We start from the raw sequence: 16,789 nt of genomic DNA, 5'->3' as shown, positions 1-16,789 counted from the left end.
CGGGCGCGCTGATGCGCAAAGCGTTGCGGCGCCTTGATCCCAGCTTGGCACAGCGCTTGCTTACATTCTTGTATACAAGTTTGTGAGCAAGCGTGATGAACCCGGCTGCCGCCAATATCGAAGAAGCCATCCTCTCGGCGATCCTTGCCGGGCGCATCAATCCAGGCACGCGGCTCGGCGAGCAGAAGCTCGCCGACCTGTTCAGCGTGTCCCGTACCCGGGTGCGCGAGGCGATGATGCGGCTGGAGACGCGCGGCGTGGTGCAGGTGAGTGCGCGGCGCGGCTGGTATGTCGTGGAGCCCTCCGCCGACGAGGCGCGCGAGGCGTTCCAGACCCGGCGGGTGATCGAGACCGGCCTGCTGCACACGCTGCGCGCCGTGCCGCCCGCCGTGGTGAAAAGCCTCAAGGAGCACGTCGCCATCGAGCGCGAGGCGATCGCGGCGGGCGACGTGCATTCCCGCGCATGCCTGCTCGGCGATTTCCACATCCACCTCGCCGACGCGCTGGGCAACCGGCTGCTGACCGAAATCATCCGCGACCTCACGGCGCGGACCACGCTGATCTCAATGCTCTATCAGCCGACCGAGAAGGCGGCGGAGTCCAGCCACGACCACGAGGACATCGTGGCGGCGCTGGAGGCCGGCGACATTCCGCTCGCCGCCCGGCTGATGGACGAGCACATCCAGAAGGTGGAGGCCGGCCTCGACCTCACCGCCAAGCCGGACCCGCTCGCGGGCCTGCGCGAACTTCTGTCGCCGTCGACCTTCGTCGGCGCCCCGCCTTCCATGCCCGGCGCCGCGAATGGCGCCCATCACCATTCCCACAGTCATGCAAAAGAGGACTGAACGATGAACCGCCGCACCCTGCTCTCGCTCCTCGCCGGCGCGCTCGCCATCGGCGCCGCCCAGATGCCCGCCCCGGCCAGCGCTGATGCCCTCGCCACCATCGAGGCCAACAAGGTCATCCGCATCGCCGTGCCGCAGGACTTCCCGCCCTTCGGCAGCGTCGGCGTGGACATGGCGCCCAAGGGCTATGACGTCGATGTCGCCAAGCTGATCGCCGACAAGCTCGGCGTGAAGCTGGAACTGGTGCCGGTGACCAGCGCCAACCGCATCCCCTATCTCCAGACCAACAAGGTCGATCTCGTCATCTCCTCGCTCGGCAAGAATCCGGACCGCGAGAAGGTGATCGACTTCTCGATCGCCTATGCCCCGTTCTTCAACGGCGTGTTCGCCCCGGCGGACGTCGCGGTGAAGGAGGCCAAGGACCTCGACGGCAAGACCATCGGCGTGACGCGCGGCGCGGTGGAAGACCTGGAGCTCACCAAGATCGCTCCGGCCGGCGCCACCATCAAGCGCTATGAGGACAATAACGGCACCATCTCCGCCTTCCTTTCCGGCCAGGTCGAACTGGTCGCGACCGGCAACGTCGTCGCTGCCGCAATCTTGGAGCGCAACCCGCCCAAGCGCCCGGAGATCAAGTTCCTGATCAAGAACTCGCCCTGCTATATCGGGCTCAACAAGAACGAGCCGGCGCTGCTGGAGAAGGTCAACGCCATCATCACGAGCGCCAAGGCGGATGGCGCGCTGAACGCCATTTCCGAGAAGTGGCTCGGCGCCAAGCTGCCGGCGGAGCTGTGATCTAGACCGTCGTCATCCCGGAACGGCCGCAAGGCCGTCTCCGGGATCGCGGGCCGATCCTTCCGATGAGACGATCCCGGCTCTTTGGCCGGGATGACGACAAGCCTGAGCGACGTCGTTATCGGCGTCTCCCCAGGCATCCCCGCCTCTTTTGGCGAGGGCGTGGCGTTCCCCTTTTCATCCCAACACTTCGCAGCGGGAGTTCACCCTCATGAACTACGCGTTCGATTACGGCTGGCTGTTCGAGTACTGGCCGGTCCTGCTCAAGGGGCTCGTCATCACGGTCGAGCTGACGCTGGTCGGCGGCGTGTTCGGGGTGGCGCTCGGCGTCGCCTGCGCCTGGGCCCGCGCGCTCGGGCCCAAATGGCTGCGCCCGGTCGTCACCGCCTATGTCGAGATGATCCGCAACACCCCGTTCCTGATCCAGCTGTTCTTCATCTTCTTCGGCCTGCCCTCGCTGGGCTTCCGGCTGGGCGAGTTGGAAGCGGCGAACCTCGCCATGATCATCAATCTCGGCGCCTATGGCTGCGAGATCGTGCGCGCGGGCATTCAGGCGACACCAAAGGGCCAGTTCGAGGCCGGGGCCAGCCTTGGCATGAGCCGGTTCCAGACCTTCTGGTACGTGGTGCTTATTCCCGCCCTGCAACGCATCTGGCCGGCGCTCTCTTCGCAGATCGTGATCGTGATGCTGGGTTCGGCGGCGGTGTCGCAGATCGCGGCGGAGGACCTCACCTTCGCGGCGAACTTCATCCAGTCGCGCACCTTCCGCGCCTTCGAGGCCTATTTCGTCTCGACCGCGATCTATCTCGCGCTCGCCATCGCCCTGCGGCAGTTGCTGCGCGGCCTCGGCTGGTCGCTCTTTCCCAAGCGTTCCGGCCGGTAGGAGGGCGCGATGAACGAATTCACCGACTGGGACATTTTCCGCAACCTACTGCTCGCCGCGCGCTGGACGGTGGTGCTCTCCATCGTTTCCTTCATCGGCGGCGGCATCGTCGGCGCGCTGCTGCTGCTGATGCGTATCGGCAACGGGCGCGTGGGGCGGGTCTTCACCAAGGTCTATATCGAGCTGTTCCAGGGCACGCCGCTGCTGATGCAGCTGTTCCTCGCCTTTTTCGGCCTCGGCCTGTTCGGCATCGACGTGCCGGCCTGGCTGGCGGCGGCGGTGGCGCTGATCCTGTGGACCGCCGCCTTCCTCGTCGAAATCTGGCGCGGCTGCGTGGAGTCCATCGCCAAAGGTCAGTGGGAGGCGTCGTCCAGCCTCGGCATGGGCTACCTCCAGCAGATGCGCTACGTGATCCTGCCCCAGGCGCTGCGCATCGCCGTGCCGCCCACCGTTGGCTTCTCGGTGCAGGTGGTGAAGGGCACGGCCCTGACCTCGATCATCGGCTTCGTCGAACTCGCCAAGGCCGGCACCGTGCTGACCAACGCCACCTTCCAGCCCTTCACGGTCTACGGCTTCGTCGCGCTCATCTATTTCTGCCTGTGTTGGCCCCTCTCCAGGTCGAGCCAGGTACTCGAAAGGAAACTCAATGTCGCTCATCGAAATCACTGAAGTGAAGAAGCGCTTCGGCGACAACGAAGTGCTCAAGGGTATCAATATCGACGTCGCGCCCGGCGAGGTGATCGCCATCATCGGCAAGTCGGGCTCGGGCAAATCCACGCTGCTGCGCTGCATCAACGGGCTGGAGACCATCGACGAGGGCTCCATCTCGGTCGCCGGCGCCCAGTTGCTGCCGGACGAACTGCACCTCAAGGCGCTGCGCCTCAAGGTCGGGATGATCTTCCAGCAGTTCAACCTGTTCCCGCACCTCTCGGCGGGAAAGAACGTCATGCTTTCGCAGATGGTGGTGAAGAAGACGGCGAAGGCCGAGGCGGAGGAGATGGCCAAGAAGATGCTGGAGCGCGTCGGCCTCGGCCACAAGTTCGATGCCTACCCGGATCAGCTCTCAGGCGGCCAGCAGCAGCGAGTCGCCATCGCCCGCGCGCTCGCCATGCAGCCGATCGCGCTTCTGTGCGACGAGATCACCTCGGCGCTCGACCCGGAACTGGTGAACGAAGTGCTCGCCGTGGTGAAGGAGCTGGCAAGCGAAGGCATGACGCTGCTCATGGTCACCCATGAGATGCGCTTCGCGCGCGATGTGTGCTCGCGCGTCGTGTTCATGCATCAGGGCCGCGTGCACGAGATCGGGCCGCCGGCGGAGGTGTTCTCCAATCCCCGCACGCCCGAACTCAAGCAGTTCCTCGGCATGCAGCACTGAAAGCGGCCGGCGGGCGCGTCACGGGGCGGCGCCCGCCGGTGTCAGCCAGGGGAAGTCGCGGCGATAGCCGGTCTCGAAGGCCGCAAGCTCGGCCGAAAAGCTCTCGGTGAGACTCAGATCGTCGAGCCCGGCCAGCAGGCTGCGCTTGCGTAGCGGGTGGATGTCGAACGGGTGCGTGCGGCCCGCCACGTCGCGCACCACCTGCGACTCCAGATCGACATGGAGTTCGGCGCAGACCTGATCGTGAAGCTGCCCGCGCAGTTCCACGCAGGTCTCGTTGGGTAGGATGATCGGCAGCAGGCCGTTCTTGAAGCAGTTATTGGTGAAGATGTCGCCGAAGCTCGACGCCACCACGGCCCGGATGCCGAAGGCCAGCAGGGCATAGACCGCGGTCTCGCGCGAGGAGCCGCAGCCGAAATTGCGGTCGGCCACCAGAATGCCGGCCTCGCGGTAGGGGGCGCGGTTGAGGATGAAGTCCGGCTTCTCGCGCCCCTCGGCGTCGAAGCGGCGGTCATGGAACAGGATCTGCGCAAAGCGCGGCCCGCGCGGGATCTTGTTGAAGCGCGTCGGGCAGATCTGGTTGGTGTCGACATTCGGCTCGTCGAACGGCGCCGCCAGAGAGCTGAACCGGGTGATCGGCGTCATGCGGCTTCTCCCTCGAAGCGGCGCACATCGGTGAGATGACCGGTGATCGCGGCGGCGGCCGCCATAGCCGGGCTGATGAGATGGGTGCGCCCATTGGTGCCCTGCCGGCCGCGGAAATTGCGGTTGCTGGTCGAAGCGCAGCGCTCGAATTCGGCGAGCACGTCGCCATTGATCGCGGTGCACAGCGAGCAGCCGGATTCGCGCCATTCGAAGCCGGCGTCGCGGAACACCGCGTCCAGCCCCTCGCGCTCGGCCTGCCGCTTCACCGCGCTGGACCCCGGCACCACCCAGGTCGGCACCACGGCCCGGCCATGGCGGGCAATGGCGGCGGCGGCGCGCAGATCCTCGATCCGGGCATTGGTGCAGGAGCCGATGAACACCCGGTCGATGGCGACCGAGGTCAGCGGCGCTCCCGCCGTCAGCCCCATATAGTCGAGCGCGGCCTCCACCTCACGGCGGGCATCGGCATCGGCGATGGCGGCCGGGTCGGGGATATGGCCATCAATGGCCATGGCGTGCTCCGGGCTGGTGCCCCAGGTTACGGTCGGGGCCAGCGCGGCGAGATCGATGGTCACCTCGCGATCGAACACCGCGCCCTCATCGCTCACCAGCGTGCGCCAATAGGCAAGCGCGGCATCCCAGTCCGCCCCCTTCGGCGCGAATTGGCGGCCTTCGAGATAAGCGAAGGTGGTGGCGTCCGGCGCCACGAGCCCGGCGCGGGCGCCCGCCTCCACCGCCATGTTGCACAAGGTCATGCGCTGTTCCATCGACAGGCCGGCAATACCCGAGCCGGCATATTCGATGATGTGCCCGATCGCACCGCCGGCACCGATCCGGGCGATCAGCGCGAGATTGATGTCCTTCGCCGAGACATGGGCAGGCAGCGCGCCGTCGAGGTTGACCCGCAGGTTCTTCGGTCGGCGCAGCCACAGCGCCTGCGTCGCCAGCACATGCAGCGCATCCGAGGCACCGATGCCGAAGGCGAGGCAGCCGAAAGCGCCGTGCGTGGTGGTGTGGGAATCCGCGCCGCCGATCAGCAGGCCCGGCTGTGTGATGCCCTGCTCCGGCGCCACGACATGGAGGATGCCCTGATTGGGGTCCTCCGGCCCGAAATGGACGAGGCCGTGGCGCTCGGCATTGCGGCCGAGCCCCAGCACCATATCGCGGATCGCCGGATCCGGGATCGCCGCCACCCCGCCGATGCGGCTCCCGGTCGGGAGGTAATGATCGGCGCAGGAAATCACCTGCAAGGGGCGATGCACCGGGCGGCCCGCGCGCTCCAGCGCGGCGAAGGCGTGGCTGGAGCCTTCATGAACCAGAAGACGGTCGACATAGACGAGGTTCTCGCCCTCGATCTCGGTCACGCGATGGCGATCGATGATCTTCTCGGCGAGCGTTTTCGGGGAGGTCATGCGGGGATGTCCAGACGATCCATTGATGGCTCCCTCCCCTGCAGGGGAGAGCGAGAACAGCCTCGCCGCGAGGGAAGCGGCGCGGCCCGCATCACGCCGCCGGGGCATGGGCTTCCGGCGCGTCGAAGAACTGGCTGCCGGGGCGCTCCAGCCCGTAATGGCCGCGCAGCGTGTCCGCCTCATATTCGGTGCGGAACAGCCCGCGCTTCTGCAGCAGCGGCACAACCTCGTCGATGAAGGTTTCCAGAAGCGCCGGGAGGATCGGCGGCATCACGTTGAAGCCATCGGCGGCGCCGGAGCGGAACCAGTCCTCGATAAGGTCGGCGACCTGCTCCGGCGTGCCGGCCATGGCGAAATGACCGCGCGCGCCGGCGAGGCTGTGCAGGAGCTGGCGCAGCGTCGGCTTCTCGCGCTCGACCAGCGCCGCGATGACGTGGGCGCGGCTCTGCGCGGTCTGCACCGTCGCCGGGTCCGGCAGGTCCGCCAATGTCAGCACCTTGTCGAGGTCGAGATGGGAGAAATCATGGCCCCCGAACCGGCCGGACAGCCGCTCCAGCCCGACCTTGGGGTCGGAAAGCTCGTCGAGGTCGCGCTGCAGGCGCTTCGCCTCCGCCTCGGTGGAACCGATGACGGCGCTGATGCCGGGCAGCACCAGAATCTGGTCCGCCCTGCGGCCGAGCCCGACCGCCTGCCCCTTGAGGTCGGCATAGAAGGCCACCGCGGTCGCCTTCTCCAGATGAGCGGTGAACACCGCCTCGGCATATTGCGCGGCGAAGCGGCGGCCGGCGGTCGAGGAGCCGGCCTGCACATAGACCGGGCGGCCCTGCGGCGAGCGCGGCACGTTCAGCGGGCCGGCGACCTTGTGATAGGGGCCGGCGTGATTGATCTTCTTCACCCGGCTGGTGTCGGCGTAGCGCCCGCCCTCGCGGTCGTCGAGCACCGCGTCGTCGGCCCAGCTGTCCCACAGCTTGGTCACCGCATCGAGGAAGTCATAGGCGCGCTCATAACGCTCGCCATGTTCGATCTGGTGGTCATAGCCGAAATTCGGACCGGCGCCGGGCACCCAGGAGGTGACGATGTTCCAACCGGCGCGGCCATGGCTGATATGGTCGAGCGAAGCGAACTGGCGGGCGAGGTTGTAGGGCTCGGTATAGGTGGTGGAGACCGTGCCGATCAGCCCGATGCGCTCGGTCGCGCCTGCGACCGCGGCGAGGGTGGTGATCGGCTCCAGCCCGCCCTTGGCGGCATGGCTCACCTCGTCGCCGACCGCCAGCGCATCGGCGAGGAACAGCGAGTCGAACAACCCCTTCTCCGCGGTGCGGGCCAGCTCGCGGTAATAGTCGATGTCGGTCAGCGCGCGCCGCGTCGAGGCGGGATGGCGCCAGGCGGTCTCGTGGTGACCGCGCCCATGTACGAACAGGTTGAGATGCAGCTTGCGGGACATGTGCGCGGTCTCCCTATGAGGTCAGAGGGTTTCGGACACGCCGAGCGCGCCGAGCAATGTGGTTCTGAGCGCCGCAAAGGCGGCATCGGTCTTGCGGCGCGGATGGGCGGCCTCGACCGGCAGGTCCAGCGCGATCCGCCCCTGATCCATCACCAGCACGCGCTCGGCGAGCAGCAGGGCCTCGTCGACGTCGTGGGTGACCAGCAGGATGGTCGGCCGGTGGACGCCGAACAGCCGGAACAGCAGTTCCTGCATCTTGATGCGGGTGAGCGCGTCGAGCGCGCCGAACGGCTCATCCGCCAGAAGCAGATCAGGCTTGCGCACCAGAGAGCGCGCCAGCGCCACGCGCTGCTGCTCGCCGCCGGAAAGCTGGTTGGGCCAGGCTTCGTTGCGGCCGGCGAGGCCGACATCGGCCAGAGCGGTCTCGGCGCGGGCCGGGGCATCGCGGTCGCGCAGGCCGAGCCGGATGTTGTCGATGGCGCTCAGCCAGGGCAGCAGCCGCGAATCCTGGAACAGCACCGAGCGGTTGGCCGGGGCTTCGATACTGCCGCCGCCATCCACTTCCTCGTCGAGGTCGGCGATGGCGCGCAGCAGCGTGCTCTTGCCCGAGCCGCTCTTGCCGATCAATGCCACGAACTGGCCGGCCGGAATGTCCAGGTTAATGCCGTCCAGCGCCGGGCGGTCGTTGAAGCGGCGCACCACATTGCGGACACGCACGGCGACGGGCGGGGCGGGGAAGCCGTGAAGTTCCGGAGCAAGGGTAGCGGCGGCGCTCATGAGCCGATCACCTTGCGATAGCCCAGCGCGCGGCGCTCAAGCGCGCGGACGGCGAAATCCGAGGCGAGGCCCAGCGTGGCGTAGATGGCGAGGCCGACCACGATGATGTCGGTCTGCCCATAGTCGCGGGCACGGTTCATCAGATAGCCGACACCCTCGGTGGTGTTGATCTGCTCCAGGACCACCAGCGCGGTCCAGCAGGCGGTCACCGCCAGCCGCAGCCCCGTGAAGAAGCCGGGCAATGCCCCGGGCAGTGCGACCTTGCGCACGAATTCCAGCCGGGTGAGTCCGACCGTGCGGGCGAGTTCGACATAGCGCATGTCGATGCCGCGCAGGCCGGCATGGGTGTTGATGTAGACCGGCACCAGCACGCTGGTGGCGATGATGGCGACCTTCATCGCCTCGCCGATGCCGAGCCACAGAATGGCCAGCGGGATGAGCGCCAGCGTCGGCACGGCGCGCTTGACCTGCACGGTGCCGTCCACCGTCGCCTCGCCGATCCGGCTCAGGCCGGAGACCAGCGCCAGCGCCACGCCGACTGCCAGGCCGATGGCGAGCCCGGCATAGGCGCGCCAGGCCGAGGCGAGGAAATGGTCGCTGAGCGAACCGTCCGCGATCATCTCGATGCCCGTCACCACCGCGGTCGAGGGCGCCGCCAGCAGGCGCGGCGACAGCCAGCCGACCTGTGAGGCGAACTCCCAGACCAGCACCAGCAGCGCCGGGCCGATCAGGATTCCGGCCGGGCCGAGGCTGCGCGGGGTGAGCCGGGGCGAGCCGCCGACGCGCCGGCGGCGCGCGGGCGTCTCGGCGGGTCGGATCGCCGGAGCGAAAGCGATGTCGGAGGGGCGAGCATGTATGGTCATGGCGAGACTTCCTTCCCGGCTTGCGGCTATTCGCCGGCGGTGCGGATCGCTTCGTCAAAGCGCAGGTCGAATTCCTTCGAGGCGTCGAGGTGCTTGGGCAGATCGCCGGCCGAGTAGATCAGGTCGACCAATGCCTGCTGCCGGGCGATCAACTCGCTGAGCAGCGGGAAGCTTGCCGGACCGACCGAGGCGACGATGGCGCGGCCGTCTTCCGGCTTGAGGCGCTGGCGCTGCACGAAATAGGCCTGCACCCAGGCCTCCGGCTCGGCATCGCGCCAGCGATTGGCGGCGATCCACCGGATCACGAAGTCGCGGATCGCGGCGGCCTTGGCCGGGTCGCGCAGCGAGGCGCCGCTGGCATAGAGATAATTGAGGCCCTGCGGCAGCTTGTCATAGACCGCGTCGGGGAAGGCCAGCGGCCCCTGCCCGGCATAGTCGGAAAGGTAGCGCGAGTAGTGCGGCTCGTTCAGCGGGGCAACATCGACCTGACCGGCGCGCACCGCGTCCGGCATGTCGCCGGAGCGCAACGGCACCAGCGTGACGTCCTTGCGGGTGAGACCGGCGCTCTTGAGCGCGTTCAGTACGAAGGGCTGGCGGCCGGTGCCCTCGGCATAGGCGATCCGCTTGCCGCGCAGATCCTCCAGCGTCGTCAGCGTGAGGCCGGGGCGCAGCGCGAACTTGTAGTCAGGCTCCGCGGTGACGATGGCGGCCACGATGAGGATTTCCTCGCCGGCGGCCTGAGCCTGGATCGGCGGGGTGTTGCCGACCGTGGCGAGATCGAGCGCGCCGGCGCGGAACGCTTCGAGGATCTGCGGGCCGCCGATGAAATTGGCATAGCTGGTCGAGGCTGCGAGCTTGGCATGCTGGCCGGAGGCGATCATCAGCGTCTGAAGCGCCTCGTTCTGGTCGGCGACCACCAGCTTGGTGCCGGCAGGCACCGTGGTCGGCAGGCGATCCTCGGCCGCGGCGGCGACCGTGAAGGCACCCAACACACCGAGGGCGAGCGCTGCGAGGACGGCGCGGGGAGATCGGGAGAACAGCGCAGGAGTCACGGCAGGGATCCTTTTCCTATTTAGTTTATCTATTCACTATATTATTGGGCTGTCAACCGCGGTCACCCGCATGCACATGTGCGGAAACCTTCATCCCCGACACGCCGAAAAGCGTGCTTCATCAATGACTTTTTGGAAGGCCGGCTCCGGCGGCGTCAGCCCGGAAACATCGAACCCGGACGCAGCCGATAGACATTGGCGGAGGCAAACAGCTCCGCCACCCAGTCGACGAACACGCGCAGGCGGCTGCTCAGATGGCGGTTCGGCGAGTAGACGACATGAAGCACGATGGGCGAGCCGACCCACTCCGGCAGCACCGGCACCAGCAGGCCGGCGCGCAGATAGGGCTCGATCATCGGCTCGATCGACTGCGCGATGCCGAGCCCCGCCAGCGCCGCCGCGAGATAGGCGGTGGAATCGTTCACGGCCACCGCATAGGGCAGGTTGAGATCGTAGCTCTCCGCCCCGCGCGACATGCTGAACGGCCCGTGACGCCCGGTACGGGCGTTGAAATAGCCCACTACGGCGTGGCCCTCCTGAAGGTCGAGCGGATGGGCCGGCGTGCCGTGGCGCTCAAGATAGCCCGGCGTCGCGCACAGCATGAGCTGCACCTGACCGATGCGCCGGGCGATCAGCGTCGGGTCGGCGAGGTCGCCGCCGCGTATCGCGCAGTCGATATTCTCGGCGAGCAGATCGGCGGAGCGGTCCGAGACGCCGAGGTCGACCCGGATATCGGGATAGCGGGCATGGAACTCCGGCAGCGCCGGGATCAGCACGAACAGGGCGAGCGAGGACGCGACATCCACGCGCAGCCGGCCGGAAGGATTGGCCTGCGAGTGAGACATCGAGCCGTCCAATTCGTCGAGATCCGAGAGCAGCGCCACCGCGCGCTCATAATAGGCGGCGCCGTCCGGAGTGACGCCGACGCGGCGGGTGGTGCGGTTCAGCAGCTTGGTGTGCAGATGCGCCTCAAGCTGTTGAATCAGCTTGGTAACCGTCGGCTTCGGCATCTCCAGCAGGTCCGAGGCCCGGGTGAAAGTCCCGGCTTCGACCACGCGGACAAAGGCCCGCATCGCGGCGATCTGATCCATGCGCACCCTCGGCTTGCTGCTGGATTATTTCCATATGTGAATAATGATATGCGAAATCCGGTATTTTTCGCCAGATCATGCGCACTAGTTTTCGCCGCACTGCAACAGGGGAAATCGGGTGGCACTGGGCTGCCGTCCCCGCAGATGGTGAGCGCCATGTCGGCTTTATGGACCGAAGACAAGCTGGAACTGGACGGGACGGCCTGGCCGGTCCGCGTCTACCGTTCCGCCGCGTCGCCGCGTCCGGCGCCGCTGGTGCTGCATCTGCATGGCGGCACCTTCACCTGCGGCGACCTCGATTGCAGCGCCTATATCTGCCGCGCCATGGCGGAAGCCGGCGCGGTGGTGGTCTCGCTCGACTACCCGCTCGCTCCCGAGCACCCCTTCCCCGCCGCGCTGAATGTCAGCTTCGCCGCGCTCGGCCTGCTGCATCGTGAGCGTGCCCGCTGGGCGGGGCGCGGGGCCAAGCTGTTCGTGGCTGGTGAGGAAGGCGGCGCCAACATCGCCACCGCGCTGACGCTGATGGCCCGCGACCAGAACCACCCCCCCGTCGCCGGTCAGATCCTGCTGGCGCCGATGCTCGACCCCAATCTCGGCTCGAAATCGATCCATGCCGCCGCGGCCGGCGCCGCCGGGTGCAAATGGGCCGATGGCTGGCACGATTATCTCGGCACCGCCGACAAAGCCGCCCATCCCTACGCCGCCCCGCTGGGGTCGCGCCGCCTCGGCGGTGTCGCTCCCGCCATGATCGTCACATGCGACAAATGCCCCACGCGGGATGAGGGCCTCGACTATGGCCGCCGGCTTCAGGCCTGCGGCGTCCCGGTCGAAAGCCATGTCCTCGCCGATACGGCCGACCTGCCGCAGGACGGCCCGCCGGACGCCGCGAGCCTGCCTCCCTGGGCCGTCGCGCTGCGCCGGCTGTTCGAGACCTTTCTGACGGCCAACGCCGTCGCGCCTATTCGCACCATTCGGGCCTAGAGCCGGAGATTTGCCATGACCCACAGTGACCCCCGCCTCGACGCAGACGACAGGATCGAGCACGCTGATATCGCCCGCGATATTCTGAACGGTCTTGCCCCGCTGCGCCCGCGCCGCCGTCCCGGCGCCGGCCTCGCCATCGTCACCGCCGCCGTGATCATCGGCGCGGCCGTGGTGCTTGCCGGCATTGGCGACCGCGCACTGGCGACCGATCCCGCGCCGGCGGCGAGCGCCGCCCCGCCCGCCACCCCGGTCTCGGTCGCGGTGCTTCAGGCCCGCGACACCATGCGCTGGGACGAATTCTCCGGCCGGCTGAGCGCCGTGGAGCGCGTTGACATCCGCCCGCGCGTCGCCGGGGCGGTGAAGTCGGTGCATTTCCGCGAGGGCGCGCTGGTGAAGCAGGGTGACCTGCTGGTCACCATCGACCCCGAGCCGTTCAAGGCCGAACTCGACCGCGCGGAGGCGCAGGCCGCCGCCGCCGAAGCCCGGCTGCTCTTCACCAAGAACGAACTCGACCGCGGCCAGCGGCTGGTGGATTCGCGCGTCGTCTCGGTGCAGGACCTCGACCAGCGCACCAACAACTACAAGGAAGCGCAGGCCAATCTGCGCGCCGCGCAGGCGGACGTGCAGACCGCCCGGCTCGATCTCGGCTACACTGAGGTCCGCGCCCCGGTGGACGGGCGCGTCGGCCGCATCGACGTCACCGTCGGCAACCTGGTCGCCGCCGGCCCGACCTCCCCGGTCCTCACCACGCTGGTCTCGGTCAACCCGATCTATGTCGGCTTCGCGGCGGACGAGAACGCGGTGAGCGAGGCGCTGGCCACGCTCGGCGATGGCGACGTGCTGAGCCAGATCGACCGCATTCCGGTCGAGATCACCACCGCGACCACCGGCGGCAAGCCGGTGAGCGGGCGCCTCCAGCTCGTCGACAACCAGGTCGACGCCGCCACCGGCACCTTCCGGCTGCGCGCAGTGTTCGACAATGCCGACGGCCGCCTCGTACCCGGCCAGTTCGCCCGGGTGCGCATGGGCCGCGGCAAGACCGAGCCGGCGCTGGTGATCAATGAGCGCGCCGTCGGCACCGATCAGGACAAGAAGTTCGTGTTCGTGGTCGATGCCGACAACAAGGCTTCCTATCGCGAGGTCAAGCTCGGCTCCACTTCGGACGGGCTGCGGGTCGTGACAAAGGGCCTGTCCGAAGGCGAGCGCGTGGTGGTGAACGGCCTCCAGCGCGTGCGCCCCGGCGCCCTGCTCGCCCCGGAGGTCGTGCCGATGCAGACCGCCCGCGCCCCGCAAGCCGATTCCCGCAACGCTGACGTCGCCGCGCGCTGAGCGGCTTCTTCCGACACCCCCTTGAGGGGAGGACGCCATGAACTTGTCCCGATTCTTCATCGACCGGCCAATCTTCGCCGGGGTGCTGTCGGTCCTGATCTTCCTCGCCGGCCTGCTGGCGCTGCGTGTGATGCCGATCTCGGAATATCCCGAGGTCGTGCCGCCGCAGGTGATCGTGCGCGCCACCTATCCCGGCGCCAACCCGAAGGTGATCGCCGCCACCGTCGCCACCCCGATCGAGGAGGCGATCAACGGCGTCGAGGACATGCTCTACATGTCCTCCCAGGCGACCACCGACGGCGTGATGACGCTGACCGTCACCTTCAAGCTGGGCACCGATCCCGACAAGGCGACGCAGCTGGTGCAGAACCGCGTCAGCCAGGCCGAGCCGCGCCTGCCTGAGGAAGTGCGCAGCCTGGGCGTGACCACTGCCAAGAGCTCGCCCAACTTCATCATGGTCGTGCATCTGGTCTCGCCGAACGACCGCTACGACATCACCTATCTGCGCAACTACGCCGTGCTGAACGTGAAGGACCGGCTCGCCCGCATCGGCGGCGTCGGCCAGATCGACATCTTCGGCGCCGGCGACTACTCGATGCGCGTCTGGCTGGACCCGCAGAAAATTGCCGAGCACGGGCTCTCCGCCGGCGATGTCGCCAATGAAATCCGCGCGCAGAACGTGCAGGCCGCCGCCGGCATCGTCGGCGCGTCCCCGGCGGCCGAGGGCGTCGATCTCCAGCTTTCCGTCAATGCGCAAGGTCGTCTGGAGACCGAAGAGGAATTCGGCGACATCGTTGTGAAGACCGGCGCCGACGGGCAGGTGGTGCGCCTGCGCGATATCGCGCGCATCGAACTCGGCGCCGCCGACTATGCGCTGCGCTCGCTGCTGGACAACAAGCAGGCGGTCGGCATCGGCGTGTTCCAGGCGCCGGGCTCCAACGCGCTGGAAATTGCCGAGAACGTCCGCAAGACGATGGAAGAGGTGAAGCAGACGATGCCGGAAGGCGTCGACTACGCCATCGTCTACGACACGACCCGCTTCGTCGACGCCTCGATCGAGGCGGTGGTGCACACGCTGTTCGAGGCGGTGCTGCTGGTCGTGATCGTGGTCGTGGTGTTCCTGCAGACCTGGCGCGCCTCCATTATCCCGCTGCTCGCCGTGCCGGTGTCGATCGTCGGCACCTTCGCGATCATGTATCTGTTCGGCTTCTCCATCAACGCGCTCAGCCTGTTCGGGCTGGTGCTCGCCATCGGCATCGTGGTCGATGACGCGATCGTGGTGGTGGAGAATGTCGAGCGCAACATCGAGAACGGATTGTCCCCGCGCGAGGCCTCCTATCAGGCCATGAGCGAGGTCTCCGGTCCCATCATCGCCATCGCGCTGGTGCTGGTCGCGGTGTTCGTGCCGCTCGCCTTCATCACCGGCCTCACCGGCCAGTTCTACCGCCAGTTCGCGCTCACCATCGCGATCTCGACGGTGATCTCGGCGATCAACTCGCTCACCCTGTCACCGGCGCTGGCCGCCCTGCTCCTGAAGGGCCACCATGCCGAGCCGGACCGGCTGCAGCGTGTGATCAACTTCCTGCTCGGCTGGTTCTTCCGCGGCTTCAACTATGTGTTCGCGCGCGGTTCGCACGGCTATGGCGCCGGCGTGCGCGGCACGCTGAAGGCCAAGAGCCTCGTCATGGTGTTTTACGCCGTGATGCTGGGGGCGACGTGGTGGCTGTTCCAGGCGGTGCCCTCGGGCTTCGTGCCGGCGCAGGACAAGCAATATCTGGTCGGCTTCGCCCAGCTTCCCGACGGCGCCACGCTGGACCGCACGGAAGAGGTGATCCGCCGGATGACGGAGATCACGCTGGCCGAACCGGGCGTCGCCAACGCGGTCGCCTTCCCCGGCCTGTCGATCGCCGGCTTCTCCAACTCATCCAATGCCGGCATCGTGTTCTCGACACTGGCGCCGTTCGAGGACCGCAAGGATCCGTCGCTCTCCGCCGGCGCCATCGCTATGAAGCTGAACCAGAAGTACGGCGCGATCCAGGACGCCTTCATCGCCATGTTCCCCCCGCCTCCGGTGCAGGGCCTTGGCGTGGTCGGCGGCTTCAAGATGCAGATCGAGGACCGTGCCGGGCGCGGCTATGAGGAGTTGGCGCAGGTGACCAACGCTTTCATGGCCAAGGCGATGGCGGCGCCGGAACTGGTGGGTCAGTTCACCACCTTCCAGGTGAACGTGCCGCAGCTCTTCGCCAATGTCGACCGCACCAAGGCTCGCCAGCTCGGCGTGCCGATCCAGTCGGTGTTCGAGACGCTGCAGGTTTATCTCGGCTCGCTCTACGTGAACGACTTCAACAAGTTCGGCCGCACCTATTCGGTGCGCGTGCAGGCCGATGCGCCGTTCCGGGCGCGGGCTGAAGACATAGGCAAGCTCAAGGTTCGCTCCGTCAGCGGCGAGATGATCCCGCTGTCGGCGCTCTTGAAGGTGGAGCCGACCGCCGGGCCGGAACGCGCCATGCGCTATAACGGCTTCCTCACCGCCGACTTCAATGCCTCGCCCGCCCCGGGTTATTCCTCGGGACAGGCGCAGGACGCGGCGGCGCGGATCGCCAAAGAGGTGCTTCCGCCCGGCTTCGATTTCGAATGGACCGACCTGACCTATCAGGAAATTCTCGCCGGCAATTCCGCAACACTGGTGTTCCCGCTCGCCATCCTGCTCGTCTTCCTGGTGCTGGCGGCGCAGTATGAAAGCCTGACGCTGCCGATCGCGATCATCCTGATCGTGCCGATGGGCCTGCTCGCGGCGCTGTTCGGCGTCTGGCTCGGCGGCGGGGACAACAATGTGTTCACGCAGATCGGCCTCGTGGTCCTTGTCGGCCTCTCGGCGAAGAACGCGATCCTGATCGTCGAATTCGCCCGCGAGTTGGAGTTCCAGGGCCGCACGCCGGTGGAAGCGGCGATCGAGGCCAGCCGGCTGCGCCTGCGGCCGATCCTGATGACCTCCTTCGCCTTCATCATGGGCGTGCTGCCGCTGGTGCTCTCCACCGGCGCCGGGGCGGAGATGCGGCAGGCCATGGGCATCGCGGTGTTCTCCGGGATGATCGGCGTGACCTTCTTCGGCCTGTTCCTTACCCCCGTGTTCTACGTGCTGCTGCGGCTGCTCACCGGCAACCGCCCGCTGCGCCAGCACGGCGAGGCCCACATCGCTCACCCCGCCGCCGCGGAGTGAGCCACCCCTGAGGCCCGTCCGACCCTGCAGGTCCCCTACCTGTAGGACGGGCCTCCGGCCGGCTGGAAGACACA

Annotated in this window: 15 protein-coding genes; 8 read left to right on the top strand and 7 right to left on the bottom strand. The window is 67.5% G+C overall.

The window, feature by feature from the left end; genetic code table 11:
- Positions 1 to 95: 95 nt before the first annotated feature.
- From VRZ77_RS13810 to VRZ77_RS13790, 5 genes are all read left to right on the top strand, one after another.
- Positions 96 to 845 (top strand): GntR family transcriptional regulator, encoded by a 750-nt coding sequence (locus VRZ77_RS13810; protein WP_414593221.1) that lies wholly within the window; start codon positions 96 to 98, stop codon positions 843 to 845.
- A gap of 63 nt (positions 846 to 908) precedes the next feature.
- Complete coding sequence (locus VRZ77_RS13805) at positions 909 to 1,640, top strand: transporter substrate-binding domain-containing protein (protein ID WP_414593258.1); 732 nt, start codon at positions 909 to 911, stop codon at positions 1,638 to 1,640.
- 211 nt (positions 1,641 to 1,851) lie between these two features.
- Complete coding sequence (locus tag VRZ77_RS13800; RefSeq protein WP_414593220.1) at positions 1,852 to 2,523, top strand: amino acid ABC transporter permease; 672 nt, start codon at positions 1,852 to 1,854, stop codon at positions 2,521 to 2,523.
- A 9-nt stretch (positions 2,524 to 2,532) separates the two neighbouring features.
- Positions 2,533 to 3,192 carry an amino acid ABC transporter permease gene (locus tag VRZ77_RS13795; RefSeq protein WP_414593219.1) on the top strand — a complete coding sequence of 220 codons (660 nt, stop codon included), beginning with the start codon at positions 2,533 to 2,535 and terminating at the stop codon, positions 3,190 to 3,192.
- A complete protein-coding gene (locus VRZ77_RS13790) occupies positions 3,170 to 3,898 on the top strand; it encodes an amino acid ABC transporter ATP-binding protein (protein WP_414593218.1) in 729 nt (242 codons plus the stop codon). The genes VRZ77_RS13795 and VRZ77_RS13790 overlap by 23 nt, the downstream gene beginning before the upstream one ends.
- An 18-nt stretch (positions 3,899 to 3,916) precedes the next feature.
- Here the strand turns inward: VRZ77_RS13790 and leuD are convergent, their stop codons facing one another.
- The 7 genes from leuD to VRZ77_RS13755 form a co-directional block, all read right to left on the bottom strand.
- Positions 3,917 to 4,543 (bottom strand): 3-isopropylmalate dehydratase small subunit, encoded by a 627-nt coding sequence (gene leuD / locus VRZ77_RS13785; RefSeq protein ID WP_414593217.1) that lies wholly within the window; start codon positions 4,541 to 4,543, stop codon positions 3,917 to 3,919.
- Positions 4,540 to 5,955, bottom strand: coding sequence for a 3-isopropylmalate dehydratase large subunit (leuC, locus tag VRZ77_RS13780; protein ID WP_414593216.1), 1,416 nt, complete (start codon positions 5,953 to 5,955; stop codon positions 4,540 to 4,542). Before leuC ends, leuD begins: the two co-directional genes overlap by 4 nt.
- A 91-nt stretch (positions 5,956 to 6,046) precedes the next feature.
- Positions 6,047 to 7,399: an LLM class flavin-dependent oxidoreductase gene (locus VRZ77_RS13775; RefSeq protein WP_414593215.1), complete on the bottom strand. Its 1,353-nt coding sequence runs from the start codon at positions 7,397 to 7,399 to the stop codon at positions 6,047 to 6,049.
- Positions 7,400 to 7,420: 21 nt separating this feature from the next.
- Positions 7,421 to 8,176 (bottom strand): ABC transporter ATP-binding protein, encoded by a 756-nt coding sequence (locus tag VRZ77_RS13770; protein WP_414593214.1) that lies wholly within the window; start codon positions 8,174 to 8,176, stop codon positions 7,421 to 7,423.
- Positions 8,173 to 9,039, bottom strand: a complete 867-nt coding sequence (locus VRZ77_RS13765; protein WP_414593213.1) for an ABC transporter permease — start codon at positions 9,037 to 9,039, stop codon at positions 8,173 to 8,175. The genes VRZ77_RS13770 and VRZ77_RS13765 overlap by 4 nt, the downstream gene beginning before the upstream one ends.
- Before the next feature lie 26 nt (positions 9,040 to 9,065).
- A complete protein-coding gene (locus VRZ77_RS13760) occupies positions 9,066 to 10,091 on the bottom strand; it encodes an ABC transporter substrate-binding protein (protein WP_414593212.1) in 1,026 nt (341 codons plus the stop codon).
- 155 nt (positions 10,092 to 10,246) lie between these two features.
- Complete coding sequence (locus tag VRZ77_RS13755; protein ID WP_414593211.1) at positions 10,247 to 11,182, bottom strand: LysR substrate-binding domain-containing protein; 936 nt, start codon at positions 11,180 to 11,182, stop codon at positions 10,247 to 10,249.
- A 156-nt stretch (positions 11,183 to 11,338) separates the two neighbouring features.
- Here VRZ77_RS13755 and VRZ77_RS13750 point away from each other — a divergent pair, with 156 nt between their 5' ends.
- From VRZ77_RS13750 to VRZ77_RS13740, 3 genes are read left to right on the top strand one after another with little or no spacing between them, the layout of a single operon-like run.
- On the top strand, positions 11,339 to 12,163 hold the full coding sequence (locus VRZ77_RS13750) for an alpha/beta hydrolase (protein ID WP_414593210.1): 825 nt from the start codon (positions 11,339 to 11,341) through the stop codon (positions 12,161 to 12,163).
- Positions 12,164 to 12,178: 15 nt separating this feature from the next.
- Positions 12,179 to 13,495 carry an efflux RND transporter periplasmic adaptor subunit gene (locus tag VRZ77_RS13745; RefSeq protein ID WP_414593209.1) on the top strand — a complete coding sequence of 439 codons (1,317 nt, stop codon included), beginning with the start codon at positions 12,179 to 12,181 and terminating at the stop codon, positions 13,493 to 13,495.
- Between the two features lie 37 nt (positions 13,496 to 13,532).
- A complete protein-coding gene (locus VRZ77_RS13740; protein WP_414593208.1) occupies positions 13,533 to 16,715 on the top strand; it encodes an efflux RND transporter permease subunit in 3,183 nt (1,060 codons plus the stop codon).
- The last annotated feature ends 74 nt before the right edge of the window (positions 16,716 to 16,789 follow it).

Source organism: Ancylobacter sp. G4_0304 (assembly GCF_047501495.1).
In the GTDB taxonomy this organism is placed as follows: domain Bacteria; phylum Pseudomonadota; class Alphaproteobacteria; order Rhizobiales; family Xanthobacteraceae; genus Ancylobacter.
This window is presented reverse-complemented; position numbering and strand designations above follow the sequence as displayed.

Bases quoted from the DNA above. Each gene is read 5' to 3' on its own strand.
- leuC (WP_414593216.1), bottom strand. From the start codon at position 5,955: ATGACCTCCCCGAAAACGCTCGCCGAGAAGATCATCGATCGCCATCGC.
- VRZ77_RS13770 (WP_414593214.1), bottom strand. From the start codon at position 8,176: ATGAGCGCCGCCGCTACCCTTGCTCCGGAACTTCACGGCTTCCCCGCC.
- VRZ77_RS13810 (WP_414593221.1), top strand. From the start codon at position 96: ATGAACCCGGCTGCCGCCAATATCGAAGAAGCCATCCTCTCGGCGATC.
- VRZ77_RS13765 (WP_414593213.1), bottom strand. From the start codon at position 9,039: ATGACCATACATGCTCGCCCCTCCGACATCGCTTTCGCTCCGGCGATC.
- VRZ77_RS13795 (WP_414593219.1), top strand. From the start codon at position 2,533: ATGAACGAATTCACCGACTGGGACATTTTCCGCAACCTACTGCTCGCC.
- VRZ77_RS13805 (WP_414593258.1), top strand. From the start codon at position 909: ATGCCCGCCCCGGCCAGCGCTGATGCCCTCGCCACCATCGAGGCCAAC.
- VRZ77_RS13790 (WP_414593218.1), top strand. From the start codon at position 3,170: ATGTCGCTCATCGAAATCACTGAAGTGAAGAAGCGCTTCGGCGACAAC.
- VRZ77_RS13740 (WP_414593208.1), top strand. From the start codon at position 13,533: ATGAACTTGTCCCGATTCTTCATCGACCGGCCAATCTTCGCCGGGGTG.
- VRZ77_RS13750 (WP_414593210.1), top strand. From the start codon at position 11,339: ATGTCGGCTTTATGGACCGAAGACAAGCTGGAACTGGACGGGACGGCC.
- leuD (WP_414593217.1), bottom strand. From the start codon at position 4,543: ATGACGCCGATCACCCGGTTCAGCTCTCTGGCGGCGCCGTTCGACGAG.
- VRZ77_RS13800 (WP_414593220.1), top strand. From the start codon at position 1,852: ATGAACTACGCGTTCGATTACGGCTGGCTGTTCGAGTACTGGCCGGTC.
- VRZ77_RS13775 (WP_414593215.1), bottom strand. From the start codon at position 7,399: ATGTCCCGCAAGCTGCATCTCAACCTGTTCGTACATGGGCGCGGTCAC.
- VRZ77_RS13755 (WP_414593211.1), bottom strand. From the start codon at position 11,182: ATGGATCAGATCGCCGCGATGCGGGCCTTTGTCCGCGTGGTCGAAGCC.
- VRZ77_RS13745 (WP_414593209.1), top strand. From the start codon at position 12,179: ATGACCCACAGTGACCCCCGCCTCGACGCAGACGACAGGATCGAGCAC.